The organism is Salinivibrio sp. ML198 (assembly GCF_001996015.1).
Lineage (GTDB): Bacteria > Pseudomonadota > Gammaproteobacteria > Enterobacterales > Vibrionaceae > Salinivibrio > Salinivibrio siamensis.
Map to the genome: position 1 here is coordinate 82,710 of NZ_MUEZ01000004.1, position 26,553 is coordinate 109,262.

General features: G+C 50.6%; 26 protein-coding genes and 5 tRNA genes. 10 read left to right on the plus strand and 21 right to left on the minus strand.

Annotated features, from left to right (window positions below; genetic code table 11):
• The first annotated feature begins 130 nt into the window (after nucleotides 1–130).
• Complete coding sequence (gene hemL / locus BZG25_RS03835; RefSeq protein WP_077578758.1) at nucleotides 131–1,423, plus strand: glutamate-1-semialdehyde 2,1-aminomutase; 1,293 nt, start codon at nucleotides 131–133, stop codon at nucleotides 1,421–1,423.
• A gap of 121 nt (nucleotides 1,424–1,544) precedes the next feature.
• On the opposite strand, the gene glsB is transcribed toward hemL, so the two are convergent.
• Both glsB and trmB read right to left on the minus strand, forming a co-directional pair.
• A complete protein-coding gene (glsB, locus tag BZG25_RS03840; protein WP_077578757.1) occupies nucleotides 1,545–2,465 on the minus strand; it encodes a glutaminase B in 921 nt (306 codons plus the stop codon).
• An 88-nt stretch (nucleotides 2,466–2,553) separates the two neighbouring features.
• Nucleotides 2,554–3,270, minus strand: a complete 717-nt coding sequence (gene trmB, locus BZG25_RS03845; RefSeq protein ID WP_046074032.1) for a tRNA (guanosine(46)-N7)-methyltransferase TrmB — start codon at nucleotides 3,268–3,270, stop codon at nucleotides 2,554–2,556.
• Between the two features lie 201 nt (nucleotides 3,271–3,471).
• On the opposite strand from trmB, the gene mutY reads away from it, so the two are divergent.
• From mutY to BZG25_RS03880, 7 genes are all read left to right on the plus strand, one after another.
• On the plus strand, nucleotides 3,472–4,560 hold the full coding sequence (mutY, locus tag BZG25_RS03850) for an A/G-specific adenine glycosylase (RefSeq protein ID WP_077578756.1): 1,089 nt from the start codon (nucleotides 3,472–3,474) through the stop codon (nucleotides 4,558–4,560).
• Entirely contained in the window at nucleotides 4,557–4,829 is a 273-nt protein-coding gene (locus BZG25_RS03855) for an oxidative damage protection protein (RefSeq protein WP_046074030.1), read from the plus strand. The genes mutY and BZG25_RS03855 overlap by 4 nt, the downstream gene beginning before the upstream one ends.
• Nucleotides 4,830–4,928: 99 nt before the next feature.
• Complete coding sequence (gene mltC / locus BZG25_RS03860) at nucleotides 4,929–6,071, plus strand: membrane-bound lytic murein transglycosylase MltC (protein ID WP_108743034.1); 1,143 nt, start codon at nucleotides 4,929–4,931, stop codon at nucleotides 6,069–6,071.
• Between the two features lie 135 nt (nucleotides 6,072–6,206).
• Nucleotides 6,207–6,282, plus strand: a tRNA-Phe gene (locus tag BZG25_RS03865).
• Nucleotides 6,283–6,327: 45 nt separating this feature from the next.
• Nucleotides 6,328–6,403, plus strand: a tRNA-Thr gene (locus BZG25_RS03870).
• 2 nt (nucleotides 6,404–6,405) lie between these two features.
• Nucleotides 6,406–6,481, plus strand: a tRNA-Phe gene (locus tag BZG25_RS03875).
• Nucleotides 6,482–6,485: 4 nt separating this feature from the next.
• A tRNA-Asn gene (locus tag BZG25_RS03880) sits at nucleotides 6,486–6,561 on the plus strand.
• A gap of 65 nt (nucleotides 6,562–6,626) precedes the next feature.
• Here the strand turns inward: BZG25_RS03880 and BZG25_RS03885 are convergent.
• From BZG25_RS03885 to BZG25_RS03940, 12 genes are read right to left on the minus strand one after another with little or no spacing between them, the layout of a single operon-like run.
• Complete coding sequence (locus BZG25_RS03885; RefSeq protein ID WP_077578755.1) at nucleotides 6,627–8,315, minus strand: SpoIIE family protein phosphatase; 1,689 nt, start codon at nucleotides 8,313–8,315, stop codon at nucleotides 6,627–6,629.
• A gap of 10 nt (nucleotides 8,316–8,325) precedes the next feature.
• Complete coding sequence (locus BZG25_RS03890) at nucleotides 8,326–8,625, minus strand: STAS domain-containing protein (protein WP_046074027.1); 300 nt, start codon at nucleotides 8,623–8,625, stop codon at nucleotides 8,326–8,328.
• A gap of 9 nt (nucleotides 8,626–8,634) precedes the next feature.
• Nucleotides 8,635–9,801, minus strand: a complete 1,167-nt coding sequence (locus BZG25_RS03895; RefSeq protein WP_077578754.1) for a methyl-accepting chemotaxis protein — start codon at nucleotides 9,799–9,801, stop codon at nucleotides 8,635–8,637.
• On the minus strand, nucleotides 9,791–10,843 hold the full coding sequence (locus BZG25_RS03900; protein ID WP_077578753.1) for a chemotaxis response regulator protein-glutamate methylesterase: 1,053 nt from the start codon (nucleotides 10,841–10,843) through the stop codon (nucleotides 9,791–9,793). The genes BZG25_RS03895 and BZG25_RS03900 overlap by 11 nt, the downstream gene beginning before the upstream one ends.
• The gene (locus BZG25_RS03905; RefSeq protein WP_046074024.1) at nucleotides 10,843–11,493 is read right to left on the minus strand and encodes a chemotaxis protein CheD; all 651 of its coding nucleotides are present in this window, start codon (nucleotides 11,491–11,493) and stop codon (nucleotides 10,843–10,845) included. The genes BZG25_RS03900 and BZG25_RS03905 overlap by 1 nt, the downstream gene beginning before the upstream one ends.
• Before the next feature lies 1 nt (nucleotide 11,494).
• Nucleotides 11,495–12,340, minus strand: coding sequence for a protein-glutamate O-methyltransferase CheR (locus tag BZG25_RS03910; protein WP_077578752.1), 846 nt, complete (start codon nucleotides 12,338–12,340; stop codon nucleotides 11,495–11,497).
• Nucleotides 12,341–12,342: 2 nt separating this feature from the next.
• Nucleotides 12,343–14,736 carry a methyl-accepting chemotaxis protein gene (locus tag BZG25_RS16200; protein WP_077578751.1) on the minus strand — a complete coding sequence of 798 codons (2,394 nt, stop codon included), beginning with the start codon at nucleotides 14,734–14,736 and terminating at the stop codon, nucleotides 12,343–12,345.
• 3 nt (nucleotides 14,737–14,739) lie between these two features.
• Nucleotides 14,740–15,210, minus strand: a complete 471-nt coding sequence (locus tag BZG25_RS03920) for a chemotaxis protein CheW (protein WP_046074021.1) — start codon at nucleotides 15,208–15,210, stop codon at nucleotides 14,740–14,742.
• Between the two features lie 8 nt (nucleotides 15,211–15,218).
• Nucleotides 15,219–15,716: a chemotaxis protein CheW gene (locus BZG25_RS03925; RefSeq protein ID WP_046074020.1), complete on the minus strand. Its 498-nt coding sequence runs from the start codon at nucleotides 15,714–15,716 to the stop codon at nucleotides 15,219–15,221.
• A gap of 9 nt (nucleotides 15,717–15,725) precedes the next feature.
• Nucleotides 15,726–17,828: a chemotaxis protein CheA gene (locus BZG25_RS03930; protein WP_077578750.1), complete on the minus strand. Its 2,103-nt coding sequence runs from the start codon at nucleotides 17,826–17,828 to the stop codon at nucleotides 15,726–15,728.
• A 21-nt stretch (nucleotides 17,829–17,849) separates the two neighbouring features.
• Nucleotides 17,850–18,209 carry a response regulator gene (locus BZG25_RS03935; protein ID WP_046074018.1) on the minus strand — a complete coding sequence of 120 codons (360 nt, stop codon included), beginning with the start codon at nucleotides 18,207–18,209 and terminating at the stop codon, nucleotides 17,850–17,852.
• A 22-nt stretch (nucleotides 18,210–18,231) separates the two neighbouring features.
• A complete protein-coding gene (locus BZG25_RS03940; RefSeq protein ID WP_077578749.1) occupies nucleotides 18,232–18,489 on the minus strand; it encodes an STAS domain-containing protein in 258 nt (85 codons plus the stop codon).
• Nucleotides 18,490–18,854: 365 nt separating this feature from the next.
• Between BZG25_RS03940 and BZG25_RS03945 the strand changes: the two genes are divergently transcribed.
• Both BZG25_RS03945 and BZG25_RS03950 read left to right on the plus strand, forming a co-directional pair.
• A tRNA-Phe gene (locus tag BZG25_RS03945) sits at nucleotides 18,855–18,930 on the plus strand.
• Between the two features lie 285 nt (nucleotides 18,931–19,215).
• On the plus strand, nucleotides 19,216–20,478 hold the full coding sequence (locus tag BZG25_RS03950) for an HD domain-containing phosphohydrolase (RefSeq protein WP_077578748.1): 1,263 nt from the start codon (nucleotides 19,216–19,218) through the stop codon (nucleotides 20,476–20,478).
• Nucleotides 20,479–20,489: 11 nt separating this feature from the next.
• Here BZG25_RS03950 and panC read toward each other — a convergent pair whose 3' ends face one another.
• The 7 genes from panC to sfsA all read right to left on the minus strand — a co-directional run bounded on the left by panC (nucleotide 20,490) and on the right by sfsA (nucleotide 26,548).
• The gene (gene panC, locus BZG25_RS03955; protein ID WP_077578747.1) at nucleotides 20,490–21,383 is read right to left on the minus strand and encodes a pantoate--beta-alanine ligase; all 894 of its coding nucleotides are present in this window, start codon (nucleotides 21,381–21,383) and stop codon (nucleotides 20,490–20,492) included.
• Between the two features lie 11 nt (nucleotides 21,384–21,394).
• On the minus strand, nucleotides 21,395–22,189 hold the full coding sequence (gene panB, locus BZG25_RS03960) for a 3-methyl-2-oxobutanoate hydroxymethyltransferase (protein WP_077578746.1): 795 nt from the start codon (nucleotides 22,187–22,189) through the stop codon (nucleotides 21,395–21,397).
• Between the two features lie 35 nt (nucleotides 22,190–22,224).
• Entirely contained in the window at nucleotides 22,225–22,716 is a 492-nt protein-coding gene (folK, locus tag BZG25_RS03965) for a 2-amino-4-hydroxy-6-hydroxymethyldihydropteridine diphosphokinase (protein WP_077578745.1), read from the minus strand.
• The gene (pcnB, locus tag BZG25_RS03970) at nucleotides 22,713–24,077 is read right to left on the minus strand and encodes a polynucleotide adenylyltransferase PcnB (RefSeq protein WP_206744465.1); all 1,365 of its coding nucleotides are present in this window, start codon (nucleotides 24,075–24,077) and stop codon (nucleotides 22,713–22,715) included. The genes folK and pcnB overlap by 4 nt, the downstream gene beginning before the upstream one ends.
• A 103-nt stretch (nucleotides 24,078–24,180) precedes the next feature.
• Nucleotides 24,181–25,065, minus strand: coding sequence for a tRNA glutamyl-Q(34) synthetase GluQRS (gluQRS, locus tag BZG25_RS03975; RefSeq protein WP_077638543.1), 885 nt, complete (start codon nucleotides 25,063–25,065; stop codon nucleotides 24,181–24,183).
• Between the two features lie 187 nt (nucleotides 25,066–25,252).
• On the minus strand, nucleotides 25,253–25,702 hold the full coding sequence (dksA, locus tag BZG25_RS03980) for an RNA polymerase-binding protein DksA (protein WP_046074011.1): 450 nt from the start codon (nucleotides 25,700–25,702) through the stop codon (nucleotides 25,253–25,255).
• A gap of 123 nt (nucleotides 25,703–25,825) precedes the next feature.
• A complete protein-coding gene (gene sfsA, locus BZG25_RS03985) occupies nucleotides 25,826–26,548 on the minus strand; it encodes a DNA/RNA nuclease SfsA (protein WP_077638544.1) in 723 nt (240 codons plus the stop codon).
• Between the last annotated feature and the right edge of the window lie 5 nt (nucleotides 26,549–26,553).

Here is a 26,553-nt window from a genome sequence, read left to right on the forward strand (position 1 = left end):
ACTGTGATCAGTACGTATTAATTGCCAATCTTGTCTTAACGAAATCATACTCTACCTCGCCAGTGTTCCGTATCTTTGGTTAAAATACGCCAACGCAATTTAGGCCAAGCCTTACCAAACAGGATATGTCATGACCAAATCAGCACAACTTTTTCAACAAGCTAGACGCACCATTCCCGGTGGCGTGAATTCTCCCGTGCGTGCTTTTGCCGGTGTCGGCGGCGACCCTGTCTTCATGGAGCGTGCCGACGGCGCTTACATTTTTGATGCCGACGGCAAAGCCTATATCGATTTTGTCGGCTCATGGGGCCCGATGATCTTAGGCCATAATCACAGTGCTATCCGCGAAGCCGTGGTGGATGCCGCACAGCGTGGCCTCAGCTTTGGTGCGCCAACCGAGAGTGAAACAACCTTGTCGGAGCTGGTTGCAGAACTAGTGCCTTCGATGGAAATGGTACGCATGGTGAACTCAGGCACTGAGGCGACCATGAGCGCTATTCGTCTTGCGCGCGGATTTACCAAACGCGATAAGTTCATTAAATTTGAGGGCAACTATCACGGCCATGGCGATTGCTTGCTGGTCAAAGCGGGCTCTGGTGCCCTCACCCTCGGTGAGCCCAACTCGCCAGGAGTGCCGGCCGACTTTGCCAAGCACACACTGACCTGCACCTATAACGATCTTGAGTCGGTACGCCACACATTCGAAACTTACCCTGAAGATGTTGCCTGTATCATTGTTGAGCCGGTATCGGGCAACATGAACTGTGTGCCGCCGCAACCGGGTTTCTTACAAGGCCTGCGCGAGCTGTGCGATGAGTTCGGTGCCTTACTGATTTTTGATGAAGTCATGACTGGCTTCCGCGTGGCATTAGGTGGCGCACAAGCTTACTACGACGTAAAACCTGACTTAACCACACTGGGTAAAATTGTCGGTGGTGGTATGCCGGTGGGTGCCTTTGGCGGACGTCGCGAAGTGATGGAATACTTGGCACCGACAGGTCCGGTATACCAAGCGGGAACACTGGCGGGGAACCCCGTCGCCATGGCGGCCGGGCACGCCTGTTTGTCTGAGCTACGTCAGCCAGGTAACCACGATTACTTGACCCATGTTACCCATCAGCTCGCAGAAGGGTTTAAGTCCTTGGCAGACAAACACGGTATTGCGCTGACCACCAACCAAGCAGGCGCGATGTTTGGCTTCTTCTTCACCGAGCAAGAGACCGTCACCTGCTTTAAAGATGTGCAACAGTGTGACACCGAGCGCTTCAAGCGTTTCTTCCACTTAATGCTCGAGCAAGGGGTCTACTTGGCACCTTCCGCGTTTGAGGCCTGCTTTACCTGCTTAGCTCACGGTCAAAAAGAAGTGGACGCTACGCTCGCCGCGGCCGATCACGCTTTCGCGACATTGGCGGCTGACGCGTAACCCCATTACGGCATCAGCGCGTATTTGCCCAGTAAAAAGGCCCCGCAGCGTGCTGCGAGGCCTTTATAGGTTAAAGCGGCGTGAATATTGCCCTTATGATCGGCACAACAATCGAGACACATTAGAATATCGAGCGACCAATTCTCGCCGACAATAGCTCCAACGCGGCCGTCCCTGCCAGTGAATTACCAGAAGGGTCTAGCTCCGGCGACCAGACGGCAATCGACATCTCGCCAGGTACAATGGCAATAATGCCACCGCCGACCCCAGATTTACCTGGCATACCCACTCGATATGCAAACTCGCCCGCACCATCATACAAGCCACAGGTCGCCAACAGCGCATTCATCTGTTTACTTTGTGTAGGACTTAAAATCGCGGTGCTGTCAGACAGCGGTGTCCCTTTATTGGCCAGATAAAAGAACGCCTTCGCTAAATCGACACAGCTCATCTCTAACGCGCAGTAATGAAAGTAGTTGGTTAATACCGGTACCACATCGTTATCAAAGTTACCAAACGCGCGCATCAGGTACGCAATCGCCGCGTTTCTGTCACTGTGCAGCATTTCTGAATCCGCCACCCCTTTGTCATAACACAGATGCGGGTTGTCAGCGAGATGGCGAACAAACTCTAGCATACGTTGGCGCGGCGCAGATTGGCGCGTGTGTAGCATATCGCTGACCACCAAGGCACCGGCGTTAATAAAGGGATTACGTGGGATCCCTTGCTCCATCTCAAGCTGAATTAACGAGTTAAACGCTTGTCCCGAGGGCTCTTTGCCCACACGCGTCCAGATCTCCTCGGCTTGATAGTTTTGCATCGCCAGTGTCAGGCTCAACACCTTGGAGATCGATTGAATAGAGAATGCCTCATCCGCATCACCGGCACGGATCACATCGCCATCGTTATAACACACAGCGATACCGAGCTTGTGATTAGCCACATCCGCTAATGCCGGAATATAGTCAGCCACCTTGCCTTGTCCAATTAATGGCCGAACATCAGCAAGAATTTGCTCGAGTAATTGCGCACTGGGTTTCACCGGCAGGATCCTTCTACAACATAGGACAAAAAAGCCAACGCTAGGTTGGCTTTAAGCGTGTCTGTGACACCGAATCACACGCGCGTTTTTATGCGGTGCGCGTATATTTGATATCCCAAACACCGTGGCCAAGACGCTGCCCACGCTGCTCAAATTTAGTGAGAGGACGATCGTCAGGGCGTGGTACATAAAGCCCCTCTTGCGCCACGTTCTGATAGTGAGGCGCGGCTTCCATCACGTCAATCATATGTTCGGCATAGTTTTCCCAGTCGGTCGCCATATGAAAAACGCCGCCCACTTTCAATTTGTCGCGTACCATTTCTGCAAATGGCAATTGGACAATGCGGCGCTTATGGTGACGTTTTTTATGCCAAGGGTCAGGGAAAAACAGCTGAACCGTGTCGAGGCTGTCTTTCGGCAACATTTGCTCAAACACCTCCACCGCATCATGACACATCACACGTAGATTGCTAACGCCCGCTTCGCGCGCGGCCATCAAACAAGCACCCACGCCTGGGGTGTGGACTTCAATACCCACAAAGTTTTTCTCAGGCGCATTTTTAGCCATCTCCACCAAGGATGCGCCCATACCAAAACCGATTTCCAGCACCACTGGGTTATCGTTGCCAAACACCTGCTGCCAATCCAGTTCGGTTGCCTCGAAGTCAATGCCCATGGTCGGCCAGGACTCGTTGAGCGCTTGCTCTTGGCCTTTGGTTAAACGGCCTTCGCGACGCACAAAGCTGCGTACTTTACGAATAACTTTGCCATCCTCGGTCAGTTCGGTTTTAGTGACTTCAGTCATGATTGAGTGCCTGTGATGCAGTGTTAGTGATGGTGGTGAAAAAGACCATCGATTGTTGGAAATCTAAACGGACTGCGCATTATGCAAAGTTTTCGCCATTGCGCAAGTTGGCAGCACGGATCCTATTAGTGCGCCCTCGGGTTAGTGTACCCTGTGACCTGCCTTTGTGCACGTGTGAGCAAAACAATAAGAGAGAGCACAGTGAGTCAATCTTTTTCCGACGCCATTTTAAACTGGTACGAGCAATATGGCCGTAAAACCCTGCCTTGGCAGCAAAACAAAACCCCGTATAAGGTCTGGCTCAGCGAGATCATGCTGCAGCAAACCCAAGTGAGCACGGTGATCCCATACTTTGAGCGCTTTATGACGCGCTTTCCAACAGTCACCGATTTAGCGAATGCCGAACAAGACGAAGTGTTGCACCTATGGACAGGACTTGGCTATTACGCCCGCGCGCGCAACCTACACAAAGCGGCACAAGTGATCGCACGCGAACACAACGGCGTGTTTCCTACCACGCTTGAGCAAGTCATGGCGCTACCTGGTGTCGGGCGCTCAACTGCCGGCGCGGTACTATCATTATCGCTTAATCAGCCCCACCCTATTTTGGATGGCAACGTCAAACGCACCTTGGCACGTTGCTATGCCATCGAGGGGTGGCCGGGAAAAAAGCCGGTAGAAAACAAGCTTTGGGACATCGCTGAGGCACTCACGCCCGCCACGGATACCGATAAATACAACCAAGCGATGATGGATATGGGTGCCATGGTCTGTACCCGCAGCAAGCCTAAGTGCGAACTTTGCCCAGTCGCAGAGCGCTGTGAAGCGCGCGCACAAGGTCGTCAGCTTGATTTTCCCGGTAAAAAGCCCAAAAAGACTCTGCCCGTAAAGCAAGTCAGCTTTTTACTCATTCAATACCAAGACGATATCTGGTTAGAGCAGCGTCCGCCCAGTGGGCTATGGGGCGGGCTATGGTGCTTACCGGAAGCATCAGAGCATACACTTGATATCGATATTGCCGACAAGCTGCAGGGGATCAAACCGACTCACACTGAGGTGCTCACCGCGTTTAGACACACGTTTAGCCACTTTCACCTCGATATTGTCCCCGTCAAGGTGCGTGTTAATGAACGGCCGCAAATCATCATGGAAGCGAACCAAGGGCTTTGGTATAACTTGTCGCAACCAGCAAAAGTTGGGTTAGCGGCACCAGTGAAAAAGCTGTTAACCTTAGTAGAACACGAGCGCCAACAACATCTCACAGGCGATGACAAGGAGCCTAGATTATGAGCCGTACCGTATTTTGCCAACGTCTACAAAAAGAAGCCGACGGGCTAGATTTCCAGCTTTATCCCGGCGAGCTCGGCAAACGCATTTATGACAACATTTCCAAAGAAGCCTGGGCTGAGTGGCAGAAAAAGCAGACCATGCTCATTAACGAGAAAAAACTCAACATGATGGATCCTGAGCACCGTAAGGTGATCGAAGAAGAAATGGTGAAGTTTCTATTCGAAGGCCAAGATGTGCATATCGACGGTTATGTGCCACCCGAGGCCTAATTAACGCGGCCCCGTCCACACTCGGGCATCGCCGAGGCTACAAAGCACCCGCATTGTGTTAATCTCAGTGCGGGTGTTTTTTATACTAATGCAATAACGATGACGCGAATACTTTGCTTGTTGGTGTGCTGTTTTAGCACCTTGCTGTCCGGTTGTAGCCGCGAAAGCGTAGAAAAATACGTAGGCGTGGATTATCAAACCACCAATCGGTTTGCTAAAAATCTAGCGCCTATCCCCGGCCAGTTCGAAAAAGACATCGACGCCCTGAATCAACTGATTAGCCAGTTCACCGGCAACATTGAGGTGCGCTGGGGCGAAAACCAAGTGTTCGTGTCAGGCAAACGGGATTACGTCAAATACACGGACAATTACAAAAGTCGGGCGCGCATTGATTTTGAACGCGGTGTTATCCGCGTGGAAACCGTCGCCACTGATGCACCGAAGTCTCACCTCAAACAAGCCATCGTCACCACCTTACTCACGCCCCGAGATCCGGCTTCCGTCGATCTGTATTCTGCAGCGAAAGTGCCACTCAATGGGCGCCCATTTCTCGAAGGACAAGTGGTGGATCATGAAGGAAAAACAATTACTTGGGAGTGGCGCGCCAATCGCTTTGCTAACTACCTAATTGACAAGCGGTTAAAAAAGAAAAAAGTGCGTTTTCAAAACATGTATTACGTCACCATTCCCATGGTGAACGATCATGTTGCCAAGCGCAGTTATCAATATGCCGATATCGTCCGCCGTGCATCCAAGCGTTACGGCATCTCTGAAAAACTGATTTATGCGATCATCAAAACCGAAAGCAGTTTTAATCCTTATGCAGTGAGTTGGGCCAATGCATATGGATTAATGCAGGTGGTTCCCAAAACGGCTGGCCGCGATGTATTCAAGCTGGTAAAGAAGCGTAGTGGTCAACCTACGCCTAAGTACCTTTTTGATCCTGAGCGAAATATTGATACAGGCACTGCCTATTTTTACATTCTTAAAAACCGCTATCTTAAAGCCGTGCGCGATCCACTGTCTCTGCACTACAGCATGATCTCCGCTTATAACGGCGGAACAGGGAATGTCCTGCGCACGTTTGACAGCAATAGACGCCGAGCCATGCAGGATTTAAACAAGCTGCGCCCGAATCAAGTCTATTGGGCATTGACTCACCGCCACCCCTCTTCGGAGTCTCGGCGCTACTTGCAAAAGGTCACACGCTATCAAAAAGCGTTTTCTAAACTCCCCCAATAAAGGGTGATGAGCGCCGATTTTTGCTTGTTTTTATCGCACTTCGCTGGGTTTTTATCCAAACAATGCGATATCAGCACTTTTTTCAAAAAAACAGTTGACGGTGACACGGAAAATCCGTTTAATAGCGCCCCGTTAGCCCGGATAGCTCAGTCGGTAGAGCAGGGGATTGAAAATCCCCGTGTCGGTGGTTCGATTCCGCCTCCGGGCACCATATAATGAAATAATGGTGTGACACACAGTATTTCGCGATTTGTGTGCCGGCTTAGCTCAGTTGGTAGAGCAACTGACTTGTAATCAGTAGGTCGCCAGTTCGACTCCGGCAGCCGGCACCATTGCCTCGATAGCTCAGTTGGTAGAGCAGGGGATTGAAAATCCCCGTGTCGGTGGTTCGATTCCGCCTCGAGGCACCATTATTCCCCCATAGTTCAGTTGGTAGAACGGCGGACTGTTAATCCGTATGTCACTGGTTCGAGTCCAGTTGGGGGAGCCACCTTTAAAGAAGCGCTAGCCGAAGGGTTAGCGTTTTTTTTGCTTGTTTGGCTATCGCCAACTATGTCACTCATTCATCTGTAATTTGAATACCACATCGACTTGACGCCCTTCATCACTGTAAATGACCTCCTCACAGATTGATTGCACCAGAGTAATCCCTCGACCGGAAAGGCTATCTGCATCATGATTTTTATCATGTAAGTGCCACTGATAGTCGAACCCGTCTCCCGTGTGTGACAAACGCATGTTTAAGAAGCCTTCTACAGGCTGATAAACCAAATCAAGTTTAATGGCGTAATCCCCGCTCAACGCGTTAAGCTTGGCTTGCCGCTCGCTAAAGTAATGCAGTAGGCCATCCACATCGTCTTTACTCACCGACTGCATGCCTAAAATGCCATAGTCCAGCGCATTGGTGATAAGCTCTGACGCCACGGTACAAATCAAATCTAAGTCAGTACTCTCGCCGACCATCCCTTTTACACGGCCGCGCAAGTCCCTAACAATATCCGCTTCTTTTAGCAAAGCCGTATCAAACACGATGTGAGTTGTTGAAGGGACGACCGAATAAGTCGCGTCCTTTTCGGAAAGCGGCTCACGAGGAGGGGCTATCAGCGGGAAGGTCAGCTCGAGCATGGACACATCATCCGTGACACCATTATCACCGGCAAAGGCAGTTAAGGTACGCTTGGTTTGTGCTATCAAACTGCCTTGACAGCCACTTAAGGTCCGAATCAGCCCTACTTCGCCCAACTGCTTACCTGCGCTATTACGTGCTTCTGTTACGCCATCGGTAGCAAAAAACAAGCGTTGGCCCGGCTGAAGTGCTAATCGAGTGATAGTGGCATCAAACTGCCCTTTTGCTTGTGCGCCTAATGCCATATGCCGACCTTGGTATGAGGCGAGTACTTGCCCGTGTTTATCCAGACAATACGCATCGGGTAGCCCGCCACTCCAAACGTTAACCGTCAGACCATCTGGCATCACCTCCACCAACGCGCCGGCAAGTAAGGTGCCAACAGGCATAAAAGTACAGATATGCTCATTTATTTCAATGGCCATATCACCCACAGGCAACCCTCGTCTTGCCGTGGCGATAAAGGTTTTAACCGCAGGAATAGTACTGATAGCGGCGGGTAAGCCATGCCCAGTGGCATCCGCAATCATAATATAGAGTCCACCAAATGGTCGGCGGAGAACCATGGTCACATCACCATTAAAAAGGCTAAATGCGCCTGAGAACGTCTCGACACCCGGCACGCCATCAACATTGAACGACATCAAGCGTTCAAATATCTGGCTAGCCATGGCATGTTCGTAAACGGTGGTTTCTTGGAATTGCTTGAGTTGGTCGCGTTGGTGACTAACTTCTCGGAATAAGCGAACATGGCGCAAATGCGTGCGCACCTTGGCGATCAGCACGGCGGTGTCAACGGGTTTGCTGACAAAGTCATCCCCTGCTTTTAAGCAGTTAGCAAAGATATCAGGATCACTCACCCCGGTAAGGAACACAATCGGCAGCAATTTTTGCGGATAGCGATTCCTTATCTCTTGCGCCATGTCAAAGCCATTGAGCTTGGGCATATTCACATCTGAAATGATGAGATCAGGAAACATTCCAGGATCAATATTCTCGAGGAGCGATAACGCTTCTTGGCCATTCATCGCCATACTGATATTGTCTGTTTCGCTCTTTAATGCCGCGGCAATATAATGTACTAATGCCGGTTCATCATCCACTACCAAGACGTTCATAGGCGCTTACTCACTCAATGTGGAATTTCTTTTCAAACTTGGCAATCAATAGCACCCGTTTTATCGCATCAGAGCAATTGACCAGCTTGATCGCACCATTAGGCTTATCGAGATAATCTTGCATATTGAGCAATATCCCCAGTCCCGCACTGTCCATATAAGTCGCTTCCCGTAAATCGACGATCACGTCCTTCCCTTTAAGATCCACATAGGCGTTACGCACTTCCTGAACCAAAGCGAAGTTAAACTCGCCCTTTACATGCAAAACGGCTTGTTTTTCATCACTCGATATGTCGCGTTTGATATTCATGAAGCATCCTTAAAATAATTCAATGTCACCCTCGTCTAACGAGGCTTGTTTCGCTGGCGCTCGCGCCGCAGACCCCGCTTTTTCCTCTATCTCATTGACCTGTTGGTTGAGTTGCGGCCAGTCGATGGTATCGTCCGCCATGGTGTTAACAATGAGCTCGTTCAATTCTTCTAAGATGTGCAAGTTATCGAGTATGTGCCCACCTTGTTGCGATACAATGTCGGCAAACTGGAGGTTTTTGATACATGTGTTCACTTCACTTTGCACTTGCTCGCCCAGAGAGGAAACGCGTTCTATCTCTTTACCCACTTCATCATTGACCTCTTTAACCCCTTCAAGGAGCGAATCAATATAGTCTTTCGAGCGAATTGATTCGGTCATATCGAGCGAGGCGATCTCTCCCACTGTCGACTTTGTTTTATCGACGCTGTCTTGGGCCAAATCGATGTGCTTGTGTATCTCGGTATTAAGATCGGTCGCTTTAATCGCGAGAGAGCGAACTTCTTGCGCCACCACCGCAAAACTGCGCCCATTCTCCCCCGCACGCGCCGCCTCAATCGCTGCGTTAAGCGCCAATAAGTTGGTCTGCTCTGACATGGCCTGCACATCATCCAACAGCTGGAACACTTCATTGAGCTTGCCGGACATCTCTTCGATGATATAAATCGATGCCACGCTTTTATCACTGACCTTCACCATGATGTCGATATAGCCATCAATGGCTTTCTCAGTGGCTGGCAACACCTTGGTGAGACTGTATTCACTTTCATCATTATAGAGCAGCTCATTAGCCATTTTGGTGGCAGTGTTGACCTGTTCACGACAGGCACTTTGCATCGTGAAAAAGCTGTTGTTAAGGCTTTCTACCGAGTTATCAATCACCTCACGTTGGCGTGAGAGTTGCTCACGGATAGGGACGAGTTCAATAGACAGAATATGGTGGATACGACGCAAAATTTGCTGAGGCTCATCGCCCGTCTCAGTGCTGTCAGAGGCGCCATGCTGAGTGATAGATTGCGCTGTGTGGCGTAATGTCCACAGGTGCCAGCTCATGCTGGCGAGCACAAGCCCAGCAAGCGCCATGGTCTGCCAAGACATTGACCAAAGCGCTAACGCAACCACACTGACCATTGTCAGCGCAGGTGGCCAAATAAATGTGTAGCGATTAGCGTCCATACACGGCCTCCACTAAAAAATTTGCCACTTCGGTTAAACACAGCGTCTTTACCACGCCACCAAGTTCGATCGCGACTCTTGGCATTCCCCATACCACAGAACTCGCTTGGTCTTGCGCAGCAGTAAGTGCACCGGTTTGATACATTTGCAGCAAACCATTTGCGCCGTCTCTGCCCATCCCGGTTAATATCACACCAATAGATTTCCCTCCCACCGACTCTGCGATGGATGAGAACATCACATCAACCGATGGACGATGTCGCTCAACCGGGTCACTATTAGAGAGCTGACAATACAAATGCCCTTGTCGATTAACGACGGTAAGGTGTTGGTTTCCCGGCGCCACATAGACATGCCCTTGTACCAAAGGCACCCTTTCCGAAGTCACTTCTTCAACCTGCAAACGACACGCACGGTCTAACCGCTTGGCGAAAGGGCCACAAAACGCCGCTTTGATATGTTGCGTCACCACAATCGGTGGCATGTGGGCAGGCAGACGTTCGAGGACGCCACGCAGTGCCTCTGTTCCTCCCGTCGATGCCCCCAAACCAATGACTTGATAGCCCCGGCGGTTGTAATGCTGACGATCGATGGTGACATTCGGCTGTTTATGCCAACTCTTTGTTTGTCCGACATTGGCCTGGGCAGCCATTTTCACTTTGCTGACCAGCTCATCACGCTCGCGAGTGATCGCGGTCGCGCTGTCCGCTGAGGGCTTAGGCACATAATCCACCGCGCCGATTTCCAGTGCCGCCAAGGTGACATCTGCACCATGCTGAGTCAGGGTCGAGACCATGATCACGGGCATCGGCCGCAAACGCATCAGGTTTTTAAGAAACTGGATGCCATCCATTTTGGGCATTTCAACATCGAGCGTGATCACGTCGGGATTAAGCTTTTTAATCTTCTCGCGCGCCTCGTAGGGGTCTGCCGCTGCGCCAACCACTTCTAACTCAGCGTCACTTTCTAGGCATTCTCTTATCAAGGTGCGATAAAGCGGCGAGTCATCGACAACTAACACTTTGTAGCGATATTGGCTCATCAGAATAACTCCACATCTTGCTCGTCGGCGCCATCATTGTAAGACTCCTGCAGCAAGCGCTGGTTGTATTGCGTTTCTTCCGCCACCAGCTCTTTTTGGCTCAACGATTGAATCTTCTTTACCCACGCTTTACCCGTGCGCGGCTCGAAAAGTACCCGGCGTGGAAATGCCAACCCAAGGTCTTCAGATATCAAGGGGAGTTGCTCATTGATGACATATTGGCGAACAAAATCGATATTCTTACGGCCAATCGCGATGTTTTGCCCCATGATATTGCCACCACCAAACAGCTTTACCCGCAGCCGGTTTTTCACCGCACCTTGTTGCAACAAAGAGTTGATCAGAATTTCCATCGCGTAGTTGCCATAGCGCGCGGCACGCGACAAATGCTGTTCGGGGGTCCAGGTGGACTCCGCCTCTTCACGCTTGAGTGGCAACATAAAATGGTTCATGCCTCCGACTTGAGCCAAAGGGTCCCAAATACACGCGGCAATACATGAGCCCAAGCCTGTGGCAATCAGCTCATCATCAGAGCTAACATAAACATCGCCAGGCTGGAGCTTCACCATGTGCTTATCATGCTCAGGACTAAAAAAACGTTTTAGTGTTTTCTCATGCGCATGATGATGTAATTCCAACGCTTGGTGCATATCACTCCCGTTTGCGATACATGGTGTGGCCTAAGTTATCGAACCTCTCTGCCATCTTTCCGATCCCTTCCGAGTGGCCGATAAAAAGCACACCGCCGGGAACAAGCTGCTGCCAAAACCGCTCAATGAGTCGCTGCTGTGTATCGCGTTCAAAATAGATCATCACGTTGCGACAAAAGATCGCGTCCATTGCGTATTTGTGAGGCCACTCCCCTTTTAAATTCAGTTGTTTAAAACTGATCGCATCACGAAGCTGACGCTTGGCCTTAAACAAGTCTTGTTTGATGCCTTTTCCTTTTAAAAAGCCGTTTTGCAAATACGCTTTGGGGATGGTGTGCGCCACTTCCAAGCTGTAAGTGCCATTACTGGCGGTATTGAGCACCTGGGTATCTAAGTCAGTGGCAAGAATTTGTACATCTAATTGCCCCTCTAACATCCCATGACCCGCCAATACCGACGCGATGGTGTAAGGCTCTTCACCGGTCGAACAGCCCGCTGACCAAATCCGGATACGCTTTTGCTTCGCCGCTTGCCACTGCGGAATAAGCTGATGCGCTAAAAACTCAAAATGATGACGTTCACGAAAGAACTGGGTTTTATTGGTGGTTAGCGCGTTAATGAAGGCCACACGTTCATCTTTGCTCTGCTCCACCAGCGCAAAATAATCATCAAAAGTCGCCATCCCTGTTCTGCGTAAGCAGCGTGCCAGCCGGCCATACACCATGCTTTTCTTTTTATCCGCAAGAAAAATACCCGTTTCGCTTTCCATAAACGTCTGTACATAGTGGAAATGCCGTTGGCTAAAATCATAGGCGCCAGCCGACGAAGCATTCACTGGCGCTGACATGATTAAAACTCCTCCCACTCATCACTGACTTCATTGCTCGACGACTTTTGACTGTTCACTGCCTTGAGACGCGCTTTGGCGGCCTCACCATTGCGGTAACTGTCACTGCTCGCTCTAGGCGCTGTCTTAGTCGTGTGACTCGGGGTAACCTTGGGTTTCGAGCTCGGGGTTTGAATATCTACGAGCTTGTCGGCATCAATATCCACTTGGAAGAAGCCAATCAAGTTAATTAACTCCGCGCCCTCTTCTCTCATCGACTGACTAGACGCGGCCGCTTCTTCAACGAGCGCAGCATTTTGCTGTGTCATTTGGTCCATTCGTGCCACAGAGCGTGTGATCTCATCAATGCCCGTGGCTTGCTCTTGGCTCGCCGCATTAATTTTGTCAATCAACTGGGAGACTTCCGACACCGACGCGACAATTTCTTCTAGCATTTCGCCAGACTCGTCCACGAGCTTCGACCCTTGCGTGACTTTTTCCACACTGTCTTTGATCAAGTCCTTGATCTCTTTCGCCGCGCCGGCACTGCGTTGCGCCAAGTTACGAACCTCGCCAGCGACAACGGCAAAACCACGTCCTTGCTCACCCGCACGCGCAGCCTCTACCGCCGCATTCAAAGCCAGCAAATTGGTCTGGAATGCGATTTCATCAATCACCCCAATGATGTCAGCAATTTTCTTGCTGGCATCGTTAATTTCCGCCATCGCATCCACGGTCTCTTTGACCACTTCACCGCCTTTGCGCGCTTTTTCACTGGCTTTAGTGGAGAGAGTATTGGCCGATGACGCACTTTCCGCATTCTGCTTCACGGTCGCTGTCATCTGCTCCATACTGGCAGCCGTTTCCTGCAGGTTAGCCGCCTGCTCTTCAGTGCGCTCGCTCAGGTCGTTATTTCCCTCAGCAATTTCGGCTGACGCAGACGCCACCCGTGCCGACGAATGCGTGATCTTTTCGACCATGTTACGAACGTTATTAATCGATGCATTGACCGCTTGGCTGAGATCTTCAAACTCGCCTTTGTAGTCTTCCGGCATAGTCGTTTTGAGATCCCCTTTCGAGACCCCTCGCATCACGCGAATACACTCGTTAAGCGGATCGACAACACTATCCAGTAACTGGTTGATCCCCTCACCGAGTTTTGCCATCGCGCCACTATATTTACTGGTATTCATCCGATCGCTCAGATTACCATCCGCCGCTTTTGCGATAAGACGCTCAACTTGGCGCTGACTATCCATTTGCTCGGTAATGTCCTCCCATTGCAGCGCAGGGCCAATGTACTCATCGTCATCGTCGTAGAGGGCAATACAATTAAGCGCAAATTCGAGTTCCCCGACCGTAATCTCAGCTTTAAATGGCATACGGTCGGGGTTGGCAATCACAGACTGTTGGTGCGCTGGGTTTTTGTGGAATTGGTCAATACTAGTGCCTACGAGTTTATCCGTTGAGAAGCCGGGGAAAATCTCGCGCATTTCATCTTCACGGCTCTTGAACAGCTCCGTCACTGCCGGGTTAAGATAGCGAATGGTACCGTCTTTATCTGCTAGCATTACATTGGTGGTCATTCCCTCGACCACGGCCGCCAATAATGAACGTTCTGACTCTTTCTTACGCCTTTCAGTGACATCACGCCACTCAATCGTGGTGCCTACATGCTTACCGTGACGGTCGTAACTGGCAGTGGCATGAAACTCAAAGCGCGCATCTTTAAAGCGAATATCCCGATTGATAGGCATCTTATCGGGGGTATGAAAGGTTTCGCGCTGCAGCTGAGGAAAAAGATAATCAATATGTTTGCCAAGAATATCGTCACGGCTGGCAACAAAGGCACTGTTTTTCGCCCGAAAGGTTTTCTCATGCTGTTTACACAGTTTTACCGCTTGCTCATTCACATGGGTGATTTCGCCCTGTCTTCCCAATAAAACGAACGCACTGTGAGTGTTATCCAATGCGCCTTTAAGACGTTGGTGCTCCTCCGTTTGGTGGGCGCGTGCCGTCACATCACACAGCTCAACACTGTAGCCTTGCCCATCGGCGACTTTACTGGCAGACACACGCAACTTGCCCGCGCCTAACTCGACAGTTTGGACCGATGGTTTGTCGTCAATAAGCTGCTGCCACTGTTGGTAGTCCACCAAATCCGCCGCAAGTATGCTGCTCATCGGTTTACCAAACAGCACTTCACTTTGCGCGGTGAAATCGACATTGCCGTGCTCGCGAATCGCTGCCTGATAACATTGCAACAGTTGCAGCGCACGTCGATTAATCAAGGTGACTTGCTGCTGACTGTCGAGCATCACAAGTGCAGCAGGCGCGACATTAAGTGCCGCTAACAGCTGCACATTCTGTTTTGTCTGTTGGTTGTCTTGCTGTACTTCCCTTTTAAACCACGCCATATTCTAGTCCTCGTTTGCGCTTTCCGGTTGTGCGCTTTGTTGTAACTGATCAAAGTCGAACAACTGTTCCAAGTTAATCAACACCAGGTGCCTGTCATTCACTGACGCAATGCCTTCCATGTACCACTCATCGTGTTGATGCAGTCCAGGAGGGGCTTTAATTTGCTCTTTTTCCAAGTTGTGCACTTCAGCCACCGCATCCACGACGATACCGAGCGACACCCCTTGTTGGTTGCGAACAATAATGATGACGCTCATGGCGGTGAGCGTCGCTGGCGTCATACCAAAGCACTGGCGAATGTCCATAATGGGAATGTACTCCCCCCGTAACTCCAGCACCCCCAACATGTGAGGCAGGGTGTTAGGAATACGACGGACTTCCGACCACCCTCTCACCTCTTTCACATCGAGAATATGGACGCCGTATTCTTCATCCTCGAGTAAGAAACTTAAGTATTCTCGCGATTGCGCCATATCCCCACCTATATCCATCGCTCGATACGCAACAACTCATCCACATTCACCAACGACATCACCCGCTCGCCGACATTGAGTAAGCCACTGACATAAGCAATCACCTGAGAATCACCAAACGGAGGCATAATCTGCCCCTCCCCTTGGTCAACCACATCGGAAACGGCATCGACCACCACGCCCATCACCTTGTTATTGGCGACCTCACTGGCGCGCAAAATCAGCACCACGGTTTCTCGGTGATAATCGACCTGTTTAGCCTGAAAGCGAATACGTAAATCCATCACGGGCACTATCATTCCGCGTAGGTTGATCACGCCCAAAATAAAAGTGGGCGAGCGCGGGATCAGTGTCGGTGACTCCCACACCCGAATCTCCTCTACCGTTTGGATATCGACGCCATACAGTTCGCCATCTAGTTCGAAGCTCAGATAGTCACTGCCTTGCAGTTGCTCAACACGATCATCGATATCGAGCACATTGTCTGATTCCGTTACCGTCTGCATCGCCTCTCCTTATGCCGCCGCGATATGACCGCTGGCATCGCTGACACGTGCTAAAAACTGAGTGATTAAGCCTTGGATATCTAAAATGAGTGAGACAGAGCCATCTCCTAGAATGGTCGCGCCTGAAATACCAGGCACGCGGGCATAATTTGACTCCAAGCTTTTGATCACCACTTGCTGCTGCCCGAGCAGCTCATCAAGTAGCAGGCCGACCTTTTTATCCCCGGCTTCGACCAAACAAAGCAGCTGTTTATCAAGATCGTCGCCACTGCTGCCGAGCTCAAACTCTTCTTTTAAACGAAGAATGGGAATGTTTTCTTCTCGCAACCGATAAAGCTGAACACCAGATGCGGTTTTAATTTGGCGGCTATCAATCTGAAGCGACTCAATGATAGAGATCAGCGGCACCACATATACTTGGCCTTCTACTTTCACCAGTTGACCGTCTAAGATAGCCAATGTCAGTGGCAGGCTGATTTTAAAGGTACTGCCTTGCTCTGGTGCTGAGTGCACATCAATGTTGCCGCCCAGTTGCTCAATGTTGCGGCGCACCACATCCATGCCCACGCCACGCCCTGACACATCAGACACTTGCTCCGCCGTTGAAAAACCCGGCGCAAACAAAAGATTAAAAACATGCGCGTCGGTCAGTTCACTGAGCGGGAGGTCGTCTGAAATCAGCCCTTTATCCAGCGCTTTGCGCCAGATCCTTTCTTTGTGTAATCCAGCGCCATCGTCACTGACTTCAATCACAATCGAGCCGCCCTGATGGTAAGCATTCAGATGCACTTTCCCTGTTTCAGGCTTGCCTTTTTCCGCGCGGACTTCTGGGGTTTCTAAGCCATGATCCACCGCGTTGCGAACCAAATGCACCAGCGGATCGGCAATTCGTTCGAGCACGGTTTTATCTAGCTCGGTGCTCTCGCCTTCAATAACTAACTCTACCCGCTTTCCCAACTGGGAGGAGAGATCACGAATCAAACGAGGGAAACGGTTAAAGGCAAAACTGATCGGCAACATGCGGATATCGAGCACGCTTTCTTGCAACTCTTTGGTATTGAGCATCAGTTGCTCAAGGCCAGATTGCAATTGCTCAAGCCGCTCAGGGGAGAAGTCACTACTTAACTCTGCCAGCATCGACTGTGTAATCACTAGCTCGCCCACGAGGTTGATTAGGTTATCGACTTTGTCTATCTCCACCCGGATAGAAGACACACTGGCTTCGCTTTTCGCCGCAGGTTTGTTGGCTTTATTGGCAGCGGATTTGGGCTGAGAAGATGAGACGGGCTTTTCCGGTGATTGTGGCACAGTGGCAGACGGTTCCACCTCAACCGGTTCGGTATCCACATCACTGGCCACGCCACAATGGATAGGCGTAATCGTAAGATCGCACTCGTCTTCAACCCATTCAAAAATCGCTTCGATTTCATCACGTGGGACATGTCCATCAACCCGAATATCCCAACGTAAATACAGCTTTTCAGGGTCTAACTGCGCAAAACGTGGCAGTTGGGTCGGATCACAGCTAATTTCCGCCCCACCCGGCAATGCATGTACCTCACGCAAAATCCGGACAGGGTCATTGCCTGAAAACAACATATCCGGGTGAGGCACAAAGGTGATTAACCACTCTTCGATGTCTGCGGCCGCCGCCCCCTTCGCGTCAAGGTCACTCGATACCGGCTGCGTGGATAAAGCGCTTGAAGAGGAATCAGCCGCACCGTCACTGTCCATAATCGCATTGAGGGCGGCAGTCACCGCATCTCGCTCGCTTTCGTCGTACTCAGCCTCATTTTCATATGCTTCAAGCATCGCGAGGATACAATCGCCACCACGCAGTAATACATCGATCGTGTGGCTGTCGAGCTGTCGCTTTCCCTCCCGAGCCTCGTCAAGCAAGGTTTCCATCACATGAGTGAAGTGACTAATATCGTCAAGATTAAAGGTGGCAGCCCCCCCTTTAATCGAGTGCGCAGCACGGAAAATGGTATTAATGGATTCAAGATCTGTCGCCCCCGGGTCAAGCGCCAAGAGCTCTCTTTCCAGCACTTCGAGGTTCTCACGACATTCTTCATAAAAGATGCGTCGTAACTGGTCCATATCCATGGCCATATCACCCTCCGTTGATGCGCCTTACAGCACGCGCTTTAGTGTTTTCAGTAAGGTATCTGGGTTGAATGGTTTAACAATCCATCCTGTCGCGCCCGCCGCTTTACCCGCCGATTTTTTCTCAGCGGACGCTTCGGTAGTGAGCATCAATATCGGCGTGAATTTGTACTGCTGCACGCCTCGCACTTGTTTAACAAACTCAAAACCATCCATCACCGGCATGTTGACGTCGGAAATGATGAGATCAAACTTTTTAGACTTTGCTTTTCGCAGTGCATCTGCACCATCATTCGCTGTTTCAACCTGATAACCCGCCTCTTTTAGCGTGTGGCTCACCATTTGCCGAATCGACACCGAATCATCCGCTGCTAGTATATTGGCCATCCTTTTACTCCTACTCCGTGTATCAAGTATTTAGCTTTAATAAAGTCGTCATGCCGGCATGTTGTGCCGAAGTATGTAAGCAATCCGGTACGTTTTGCCACTGAAGATCATCACACGAAAGTACCAACCCCAGCAGTAATTGCAGGCCTGCACCATCCACTCTGCCCAGTTGGCTGGCGTCGATGACGTGTGTCTGATTGTCCGTCTTTTTCGCCTCCCATTCCGCTTTTACCTGCTGTACTTGAGAAATATCGAGAGACTCTCCGAGTGCTATTACCATGGCCGAATCGCCCTAAGCTGTTGTCAAAAAAAGGCATCTCATTTGCTTGTTGAATAAGTGTAGCAACAATCAATTGAACAGCTTATTTTAGTCCCTACTTTTAAAGATGGATTATCGACAGCAGGGTTATTTCTAAAAAAAGAAAACCTAAAATTATGATTAAAAAACAATACAATATGTGATGCACTGTTTATTAAATGTAAGAAAATCAACACCTTTGCATTTATTTCTGTTCATTCAAAAGAATGAATGAGATCACAAAAAGCAACGGTTAAAAAGGTGGGAATAATACTTATTTCAATGGAATGACGCCGTTAAATATGCTTTGACAAGAGACGGTTAATACTATTTAATGGTGCGCCTTAGCCCGGATAGCTCAGTCGGTAGAGCAGGGGATTGAAAATCCCCGTGTCGGTGGTTCGATTCCGCCTCCGGGCACCATACTTAAAAAAATCCCTGCTCACATGAGTGGGGATTTTTTTATGCCGACACCGTGTCGGTGACCTTGCAGGCCGCACCTTGCAGGCCGCACCGCTATAAACACGGTACGCAACGCTTTGCCACGACAGCAAATGCATCCCCCCTCTGGCACTTTTTGCTACTCTTTAAGTCGACTTCCGTTCAGTGCGATAGCGATTAGGCTTTTTACTCAACATCACCAATTTATGGTAATCTGTTGGGGGTTTATTCTTGTCTTTTACCTCATGGATCGAGTGTCATTAACGCATGTCAGCCAATAGCATCAAGCTCTCAACAGAGCGACTTCAAGCCGGTCTTTACATCAAACTGCCGCTAAAATGGCGCGATCATCCGTTTATGCTCAATCGTTTTCAAATAGAAAGTGAGGCACAAGCGAAGGTGATACGCTCGCTCCCGATAAGCTTTGTCTACTATTACCCGGATAAAAGTACGGCGGTGCCCTTACCCGCACTGACAGAAAAAAAAGAAAACCCGGATGAAGTCGACCCACATGCGGTCAGCCGAGAAAAAGAGGCAATGGAGCAGGAGAAACAACAGCGCATAGAGGAACAACGCCGCTTTCGTGCTCGCATTCAAAAAGTGCAGAAGCATTATCAACGTTCGATGGCACAGCTACGGGCCATCAATATGAAGGCAGCCAACCGTCCACAAGCGGCTAACGAGGATGTCCGCATGCTCGTCGATAGCATGATGGTCTTTGGTAGCGAGTCGAATGTCACCCTGCATCTAATGGACGATCCGAGCCTGGCAGAAGACATGTATGCGCACTCACTGAATGTGGCCGTCCTCGCGCTGATGTTGGCACGTAGTAACGGGTACGACAATGATCAGCTTCGCGCATTGATCACCGGCGCGGTGCTGCATGATATCGGTACAAAGAAGGTGCCGTCGGCCATCGTGCGAAAAAAGGAGCGACTGACGGAGCCGGAAATGAATTACTACCGTCAACATGTTAATTATGGGGCGGAACTGGTATCAGAAATGAAAGAGTGTACCCCTGAGGTAGAAACCATCATTGCCCAGCACCACGAGTTTGCTAACGGCAGTGGTTTCCCCAAAGGCCTATTAGGCGATGACATTGACGAAGCGGCGCAAATTGTCAGTATGGTGAACTTTTTTGACCGCTTATGTCGCCCTCAGTTTGGCGCACCAGCAAGGATGCCTTTTGCTGCCTTGTCTCATCTTTTTAAAGACAACAAAGCCAAGTTCAACCCACGTTTGTTGGCATTATTTGTCAAGATGATGGGCGTCTATCCACCGGGGACGGTGGTGAAATTGTCGAATGACGATGTCGGCATTATTATTTCGGTGAACAGCTCTGCCCTGCTTAAACCCAATGTGATGATTTATGATCCGGATATTCCTTCCGATCAAGCCACCATCATTGACATGCGCGACAGTGAGCTAGAGATAGACACGGCCGTGCCTATCTCCAAATTGCCAGAAGTGGTGAAAGAGTACCTGAAGCCACGCACTCGAATTGCCTATTTTATGGACGCTGACGGCTAAGCAACGACGCATTAGTCGCCACTGGGATCAGCTTTGTCCGCTTTATCGACGGCTCGATGCAATTCCACTGTTAGGTTATCAATAAGGCGTGTATTACCAAGATAAGCGGCGACCAAAATCACGGCTTGTCGGCTGTCTTCGTTCACGTACGCAAGAGAGGTGGCGTCACGAATATAAAATTCGTCAGGCTGTAATCCCGCTGCACGCAGTTGATCATGAGCATCTTCAATCAGATCGTCGAGATCACGACGCCCATTGCGCATTTGTGCACTCATCCAGCGCATGGTTTTTGCCAATACTGGTGCACGTTGGCGCTCATCGACGGTTAGGTTGTTATTACGAGAGCTCATCGCCAACCCATCGCTTTCACGCACGGTGGGTACACCAATAATCTCAATCGGCATGGCCATATCTGCCACCAATTTGCGGATCACCGCCAATTGCTGAAAGTCTTTTTCGCCAAAACAGGCCACCGCTGGCTGCACCAAATTAAAGAGTTTGCTCACCACGGTGGCAACACCACGAAAATGACCGGGGCGCGATGCCCCTTCTAACATGGTTGAGAGCCTTGGCACCTCGACCGTGGTGTGTGCATCGAGTCCGTGTGGATATAGCGTGTCGGCCGTTGGTGTAAACACCAGATCCACGCCCTCCTCACGCAACTTGGCCAGGTCATCATCCAATGTACGCGGGTAGTTGGCTAAATCGTCCGCGCGATCAAACTGCATCGGGTTAACAAAAATGCTAACCACGACAGCATCGCCTCGCTCGCGAGCTTTGCGCACCAAGGTTAAATGCCCTTGGTGGAGATTCCCCATGGTCGGCACAAAGGCGATGCGCTTATCCGCTTTTTGCCACTGGCTGATTTGATCGCGCAGTGGCGCCACCTCAGAAATTACCTGCATACTCGGTCTCTCTATTTAAACGTGTGGGCGGAACCGGGAAATTCGCCACTCGCCACTTCCTGCACATACTGAGCCACCGCCGCGCGCGCATCACCGGCCTCTGCCAAGTAGTTTTTCGAGAACTTGGGCATGTAGTTTGCCGATACGCCGAGCATATCATGCATGACCAAAATTTGACCATCAGTGTCACCGCCAGCACCAATGCCAATCACCGGCACCGACACCGTCTCGGTAATACGTTTAGCCAGTGACGCGGGAACGCATTCAAGTACGATAATCTGCGCACCGGCCTTCTCTAGCGCGACCGCATCGGCCACCATTTGTTCGGCTTTCTCTTCCTCACGGCCTTGTACTTTAAAGCCACCAAAGATATTCACCGATTGCGGGGTGAGGCCCAAATGCACACAAACCGGCACGGCGCGCTCAGTTAGCATTTTCACCGCGTCAACCAGCCATGATCCACCCTCGATTTTGACCATGTTGGCGCCTGCTTTGATCAACGCTGCGGCATTGGTACAGGCTTGCTCAGGGGTGGCACAGCTCATAAATGGCATATCGGCCATCAGCAAGCTGTTGGGACTGCCCGCTCGCACGCAACGGGTGTGATACGCTAGCTCGTCAACCGAGACTGACAAGGTATCGCTTTTTCCTTGCAACACCATGCCTAACGAATCGCCAACTAATAAAACAGGCACATCCTGCTGCTCAAATAATTGAGCAAAGCTCGCATCATAGGCAGTCAAGGACGCAAACTTCTGCCCTTGCTGCTTCCAAGTGATCAGATCGGTAATTGTGATTTTTTTCATTGTGTCTCCCAAAGCCTGAAACTGGGGCCCACCGATTAAGCGTGATCGCTAATACGGGTTAAACCATTGCGATCAACGCGCGTCAGGCACGCGGCGAGAGTGCTGCCATCAGGCAGGCACAAGTCGGGGGCGATGTCGGCAAGTGGATAAAGCACGAACTCACGCACTTTCATGCCGTAATGTGGCACCGTCAGTCGCGGCTCGTCGATGACGCGATTGCCATAGAGTAGAATATCGAGGTCCAACGTTCTCGGTCCCCAACGCTCTGCTTTGCGTTCCCTGCCATAATCAAGCTCAATGGCTTGTGTTGCATCCAATAGTGTCAGAGGGTCAAGCTGAGTGTCCAGCGCCGCGACGGCATTAACATAATCGGGCTGATCGGTCGGCCCCATGGGTTTGCTGGTATAAAGGGCTGATACTGCCACAAAACGACTCTGCGGCAGTGTCTTTAACGCAGCAATCGCCTGTTTGGCTTTTTCTACAGGCTCACCGAGATTGCTGCCAATGGCGATATATACCCGATTCATGCGTCTGAATTTGACTGCGGTTTACGCCGACGTGGCGGTCCCTTACGCCGACGAGACTTGGGTTTACGCGTATTATGAACTTTATTGATCGCACGCACCATTTTTTGGCGGCCACTTTGATCTGCACGCTGAAAGTCTCGCCACCACGCACACAGCGCTTCGGTCTCTTCACCTTCGACCGCACCGCGCATCTCGAGCAAATCAAATGCCGCGCGGAATTTTTTCTCGTCCAGTGTTTTAAACGCACGCGCACCAGTGCGACGAGTCATACGCATTTGCAATTGCCACACTTCACGTATCATGGCGGTGAAGCGCCGCGGAATGGCGATGGTCTTAACTTGCTCATCCACAATGTCACTGGCGGCCACCATGAAGGCATCGTAGTAGCTCAAACCACTCTCAAATGCCATTTCTTCCGCCCGTGTCACCAAGGGATACCACAGCATGGCAGCAAATAAGAAAGCCGGATTAATGCGCTGTTCGTTAACCACCCGCTTATCGGTTGAGCGTAATACCTGCTCTAACATCTGTTCCGTTTGGCTAGATTGCGCTTCGGTAAAGTGTGCGGCCACGGCAGGGAAAAGCTGCTGAAATAAATTATACTCGCGCAACATTTGGTACGTCGCGAACCCTTGACCGGACTGCAACAGCTTCAAGCTTTCTTCAAACATTCGCGCGGCCGGGATGTCTTGCAATAACGGCGCAAGCTCGACAATCGGCGCCGCTGTCGCGCTATTAATCGTCATATCAAGCTTAACCGCAAAGCGCACGGCGCGTAGCATCCGTACCGGATCTTCACGGTAACGCGTTTCAGGATCACCGATCAGGCGGATAACGCGGTTATTGAGATCATCGACTCCCCCCGCATAATCCCGAATAGAAAAGTCGGCGATATTGTAATACAGCCCGTTCACCGTAAAGTCACGGCGCTGCGCGTCTTCATCGATGGTGCCATATACATTGTCACGCAATAGCATCCCGTCTTCGGAGCGAGCGGTTTGCTTATCTTTTTCGCCTTTACCGTGGTGGCCTCGGAACGTGGCGACCTCAATCACATCGCGGCCAAATAAGATATGGGCAAGACGAAAACGCCGCCCAATGAGCCGGCAGTTACGAAACAGCTTTTTGACTTCATCTGGCGTTGCGTCGGTCGCAATATCGAAGTCTTTGGGTTCACGCCCCAACAATAAATCTCGCACACCGCCACCAACGAGGTACGCTTCAAAGCCCGCTTTGTGCAGGCGATAAAGCACTTTCAGCGCATTTTCGCTGATACCTTTGCGCGAAATGCCATGTGCTTTGCGGGGGATAACTTCCAACTTAAGATCCTCAATTGCGCGTGTTTTACTATCACGATTCAGAACCTTACGGCAAAAGCTGGTCACTCGATTAAAGATAGCTCACCTCGTATTTAATTGTTCGGGCCATGAAACAGCGGCATATAATATATCAGGGTGGGCCATTTTAGAATGCTGTCGTCACTTCCGTTTTTCTCGGTATCTGTGTCAACGACCAACGCTTAACCGCCAGGTCCAATAATTGGGTGGGACTTGCCACCTCTTGCTCAGCCACTGCATGCAAACCAAGAAACGTCATCGCTGCGCGTAAAGCTGGCAGCGGCGCTTGATTATCAATGGCAGGAGCCCGGTTTTGCTTAGAAAGCTTGTGTCCCTCTGCATTGACAGCCAGAGGAAGGTGTAAATAACGCGGCACGGGTTGGCCGAGTTGTTGGTACAACGCGATATGGCGTCCTGTCGGCATAATTAAATCCGCCCCACGCACGATATCGGTCACACCTTGGTCGATATCATCCAATACCACCGCAAGGTTATACGCATACAAGCCATCGCGTCGTTTGATGATAAAGTCTTCATTGGCAAGATGCGCATCAAGATCAAGCGTACCATGCAACCTGTCCTGAAACGCGAGCACCTCAACGGGACTTTTTAGTCTCACCGCCGCCGCTTGCGCCCCTTTACCTTTATCACGACACCAACCTGGGTAGACGCCGCCCGCCTCTTTAATCTGCCGACGCGTACAGGTGCAATAATACGCCTGTCCCGATGCAAGCCAAGCCTCTATTTGTGCTTGATAATCAGAAAGGTGCTGGCTTTGGTAACGCACCTCTCCGTCCCACTCAAAACCAAACGCCTCTAGCGTGCGCAAAATGTCACTCGCGGCGCCCGGCTGCTCCCGAGGCGGATCGATATCTTCAATCCGAACCAGCCATTGCCCATGGTGTGCACGCGCATCTAAATACGAGCCAAGTGCCGCCACCAATGAGCCAAAGTGTAGCGGGCCCGACGGGGAAGGAGCAAAACGGCCAATATAAGCGGTCTGCAAAGTCATGATAAGCGCATAGACAGTAGGTGCAACGCCTGCAGCGAGTGTGAATAGCGCAAATTGTACGGGGATCTTGCGCTAACACAAGCACCCTAAAACACAAAAAGGGAGCCGAGGCTCCCTTTTATCTGTCTGATTTTCTCTCCGCTAACCACGGCTAGGCATCGATGTGTGCAAATATAACGCGCCAGCGTTAGCCAGCCATTTGCTTTTCTTTTAGCTCAGCCAGTGTTTTACAATCAATACATAGCTCTGCTGTTGGGCGAGCTTCTAAGCGGCGCACCCCAATTTCGATACCACACGAGTCGCAAAAGCCGAAGTCATCATCTTCGATACGCTGCAATGTCTTATCGATCTTCTTAATCAGCTTGCGCTCGCGATCGCGATTACGCAGCTCTAGGTTGAATTCCTCTTCCTGTGCTGCACGATCGACAGGATCGGGGAAATTGGCCGCCTCATCTTTCATATGATTCATGGTGCGGTCGACTTCTTCCCTGAGCTGATTACGCCACGCATTGAGGATTTTACGGAAATGCTCAAGCTGAGCCTCTCCCATATACTCCTCTCCAGGTTTCTCCTGGTATGGCTCTAATCCGGCAATGGCCAGGATGCCCAGCGATTTCTTTTCTTTGCTTTCTGGCATTCAGCTTCTCCTAAAAAACCTTGACATGACCCGTGTCTGTCAAATGAGGGCGCTATCTATAGCAGAAAGCCTTTAGGGTGGCAATCTTTGATTTACGCCGCGCAACGCCCAATGTGAACATGCTTACACTTTTGCGGTATGACTAACAAAAGGTACGGAATTAACCAGATTTAGCTCACTCGGCGACATCTGAGCCTGATAGCAGATCACTTCTACCCCTGACGCCAACGCCTGATTTAATAACTGGTTATAATCCGGGTCGATATGGGGGGCGCCAGTGACTTTTTCAATCCCCGAGTGCAAAACAACGAACAATAAAACCGCACGATCTCCTTGCTCTGCCATCGCCATCAGCTCACGCAAGTGCTTTTGCCCACGCGTCGAGACGGCGTCCGGAAACGCGCCCCAGCCGTCTTCCTCCAATAATGTGACACTCTTTACTTCTATATAGCAGTCCGCTTTGTCATCGTCACGTAATAGTAGGTCTATGCGGCTGTTTTCACTGCCATAGCGTACTTCCGTCTGTAATTGTCGATACCCCACTAGTTCAGGAATACGATTCGCCTGCACCGCCTCAACCGCTAAGGTGTTGGCGCGCGCCGTGTTGACACAAATCCAGTGTCCCTGCTGGGTATGATTAAGCTCCCAACTGTGAGGGTATTTACGCTTGGTATTATCGGAGGTGGAATACCAAACGGTATCGCCTGGCGTCGCACAACCGGTCATCGCCCCCGTATTGGCACAATGCATCGTCAGCGACTCGCCATTAGCCAAGGTCACATCGGTTAAAAAACGTTTATAGCGGCGTACTAAGGTTGCCGACGCTAGTGGTGGGGAAAACTGCATCTGCC

Coding starts and splice junctions, on each gene's coding strand:
- trmB (WP_046074032.1), bottom strand. CDS start 3,270: ATGACTGAAGTCACTAAAACCGAACTGACCGAGGATGGCAAAGTTATT.
- BZG25_RS03930 (WP_077578750.1), bottom strand. CDS start 17,828: ATGGCCATGGATATGGACCAGTTACGACGCATCTTTTATGAAGAATGT.
- folK (WP_077578745.1), bottom strand. CDS start 22,716: ATGAATCGGGTATATATCGCCATTGGCAGCAATCTCGGTGAGCCTGTA.
- gluQRS (WP_077638543.1), bottom strand. CDS start 25,065: ATGACTTTGCAGACCGCTTATATTGGCCGTTTTGCTCCTTCCCCGTCG.
- panC (WP_077578747.1), bottom strand. CDS start 21,383: ATGCAGGTAATTTCTGAGGTGGCGCCACTGCGCGATCAAATCAGCCAG.
- BZG25_RS03925 (WP_046074020.1), bottom strand. CDS start 15,716: ATGCAGACGGTAACGGAATCAGACAATGTGCTCGATATCGATGATCGT.
- BZG25_RS03905 (WP_046074024.1), bottom strand. CDS start 11,493: ATGCACCAAGCGTTGGAATTACATCATCATGCGCATGAGAAAACACTA.
- BZG25_RS03950 (WP_077578748.1), top strand. CDS start 19,216: ATGTCAGCCAATAGCATCAAGCTCTCAACAGAGCGACTTCAAGCCGGT.
- BZG25_RS03900 (WP_077578753.1), bottom strand. CDS start 10,843: ATGAGCCAATATCGCTACAAAGTGTTAGTTGTCGATGACTCGCCGCTT.
- mltC (WP_108743034.1), top strand. CDS start 4,929: ATGACGCGAATACTTTGCTTGTTGGTGTGCTGTTTTAGCACCTTGCTG.
- BZG25_RS16200 (WP_077578751.1), bottom strand. CDS start 14,736: ATGGCGTGGTTTAAAAGGGAAGTACAGCAAGACAACCAACAGACAAAA.
- BZG25_RS03855 (WP_046074030.1), top strand. CDS start 4,557: ATGAGCCGTACCGTATTTTGCCAACGTCTACAAAAAGAAGCCGACGGG.
- panB (WP_077578746.1), bottom strand. CDS start 22,189: ATGAAAAAAATCACAATTACCGATCTGATCACTTGGAAGCAGCAAGGG.
- dksA (WP_046074011.1), bottom strand. CDS start 25,702: ATGCCAGAAAGCAAAGAAAAGAAATCGCTGGGCATCCTGGCCATTGCC.
- BZG25_RS03910 (WP_077578752.1), bottom strand. CDS start 12,340: ATGTCAGCGCCAGTGAATGCTTCGTCGGCTGGCGCCTATGATTTTAGC.
- BZG25_RS03885 (WP_077578755.1), bottom strand. CDS start 8,315: ATGAACGTCTTGGTAGTGGATGATGAACCGGCATTAGTACATTATATT.
- BZG25_RS03920 (WP_046074021.1), bottom strand. CDS start 15,210: ATGGCGCAATCGCGAGAATACTTAAGTTTCTTACTCGAGGATGAAGAA.
- sfsA (WP_077638544.1), bottom strand. CDS start 26,548: ATGCAGTTTTCCCCACCACTAGCGTCGGCAACCTTAGTACGCCGCTAT.
- BZG25_RS03935 (WP_046074018.1), bottom strand. CDS start 18,209: ATGGCCAATATACTAGCAGCGGATGATTCGGTGTCGATTCGGCAAATG.
- BZG25_RS03890 (WP_046074027.1), bottom strand. CDS start 8,625: ATGAATATCAAACGCGACATATCGAGTGATGAAAAACAAGCCGTTTTG.
- BZG25_RS03940 (WP_077578749.1), bottom strand. CDS start 18,489: ATGGTAATAGCACTCGGAGAGTCTCTCGATATTTCTCAAGTACAGCAG.
- BZG25_RS03895 (WP_077578754.1), bottom strand. CDS start 9,801: ATGGACGCTAATCGCTACACATTTATTTGGCCACCTGCGCTGACAATG.
- hemL (WP_077578758.1), top strand. CDS start 131: ATGACCAAATCAGCACAACTTTTTCAACAAGCTAGACGCACCATTCCC.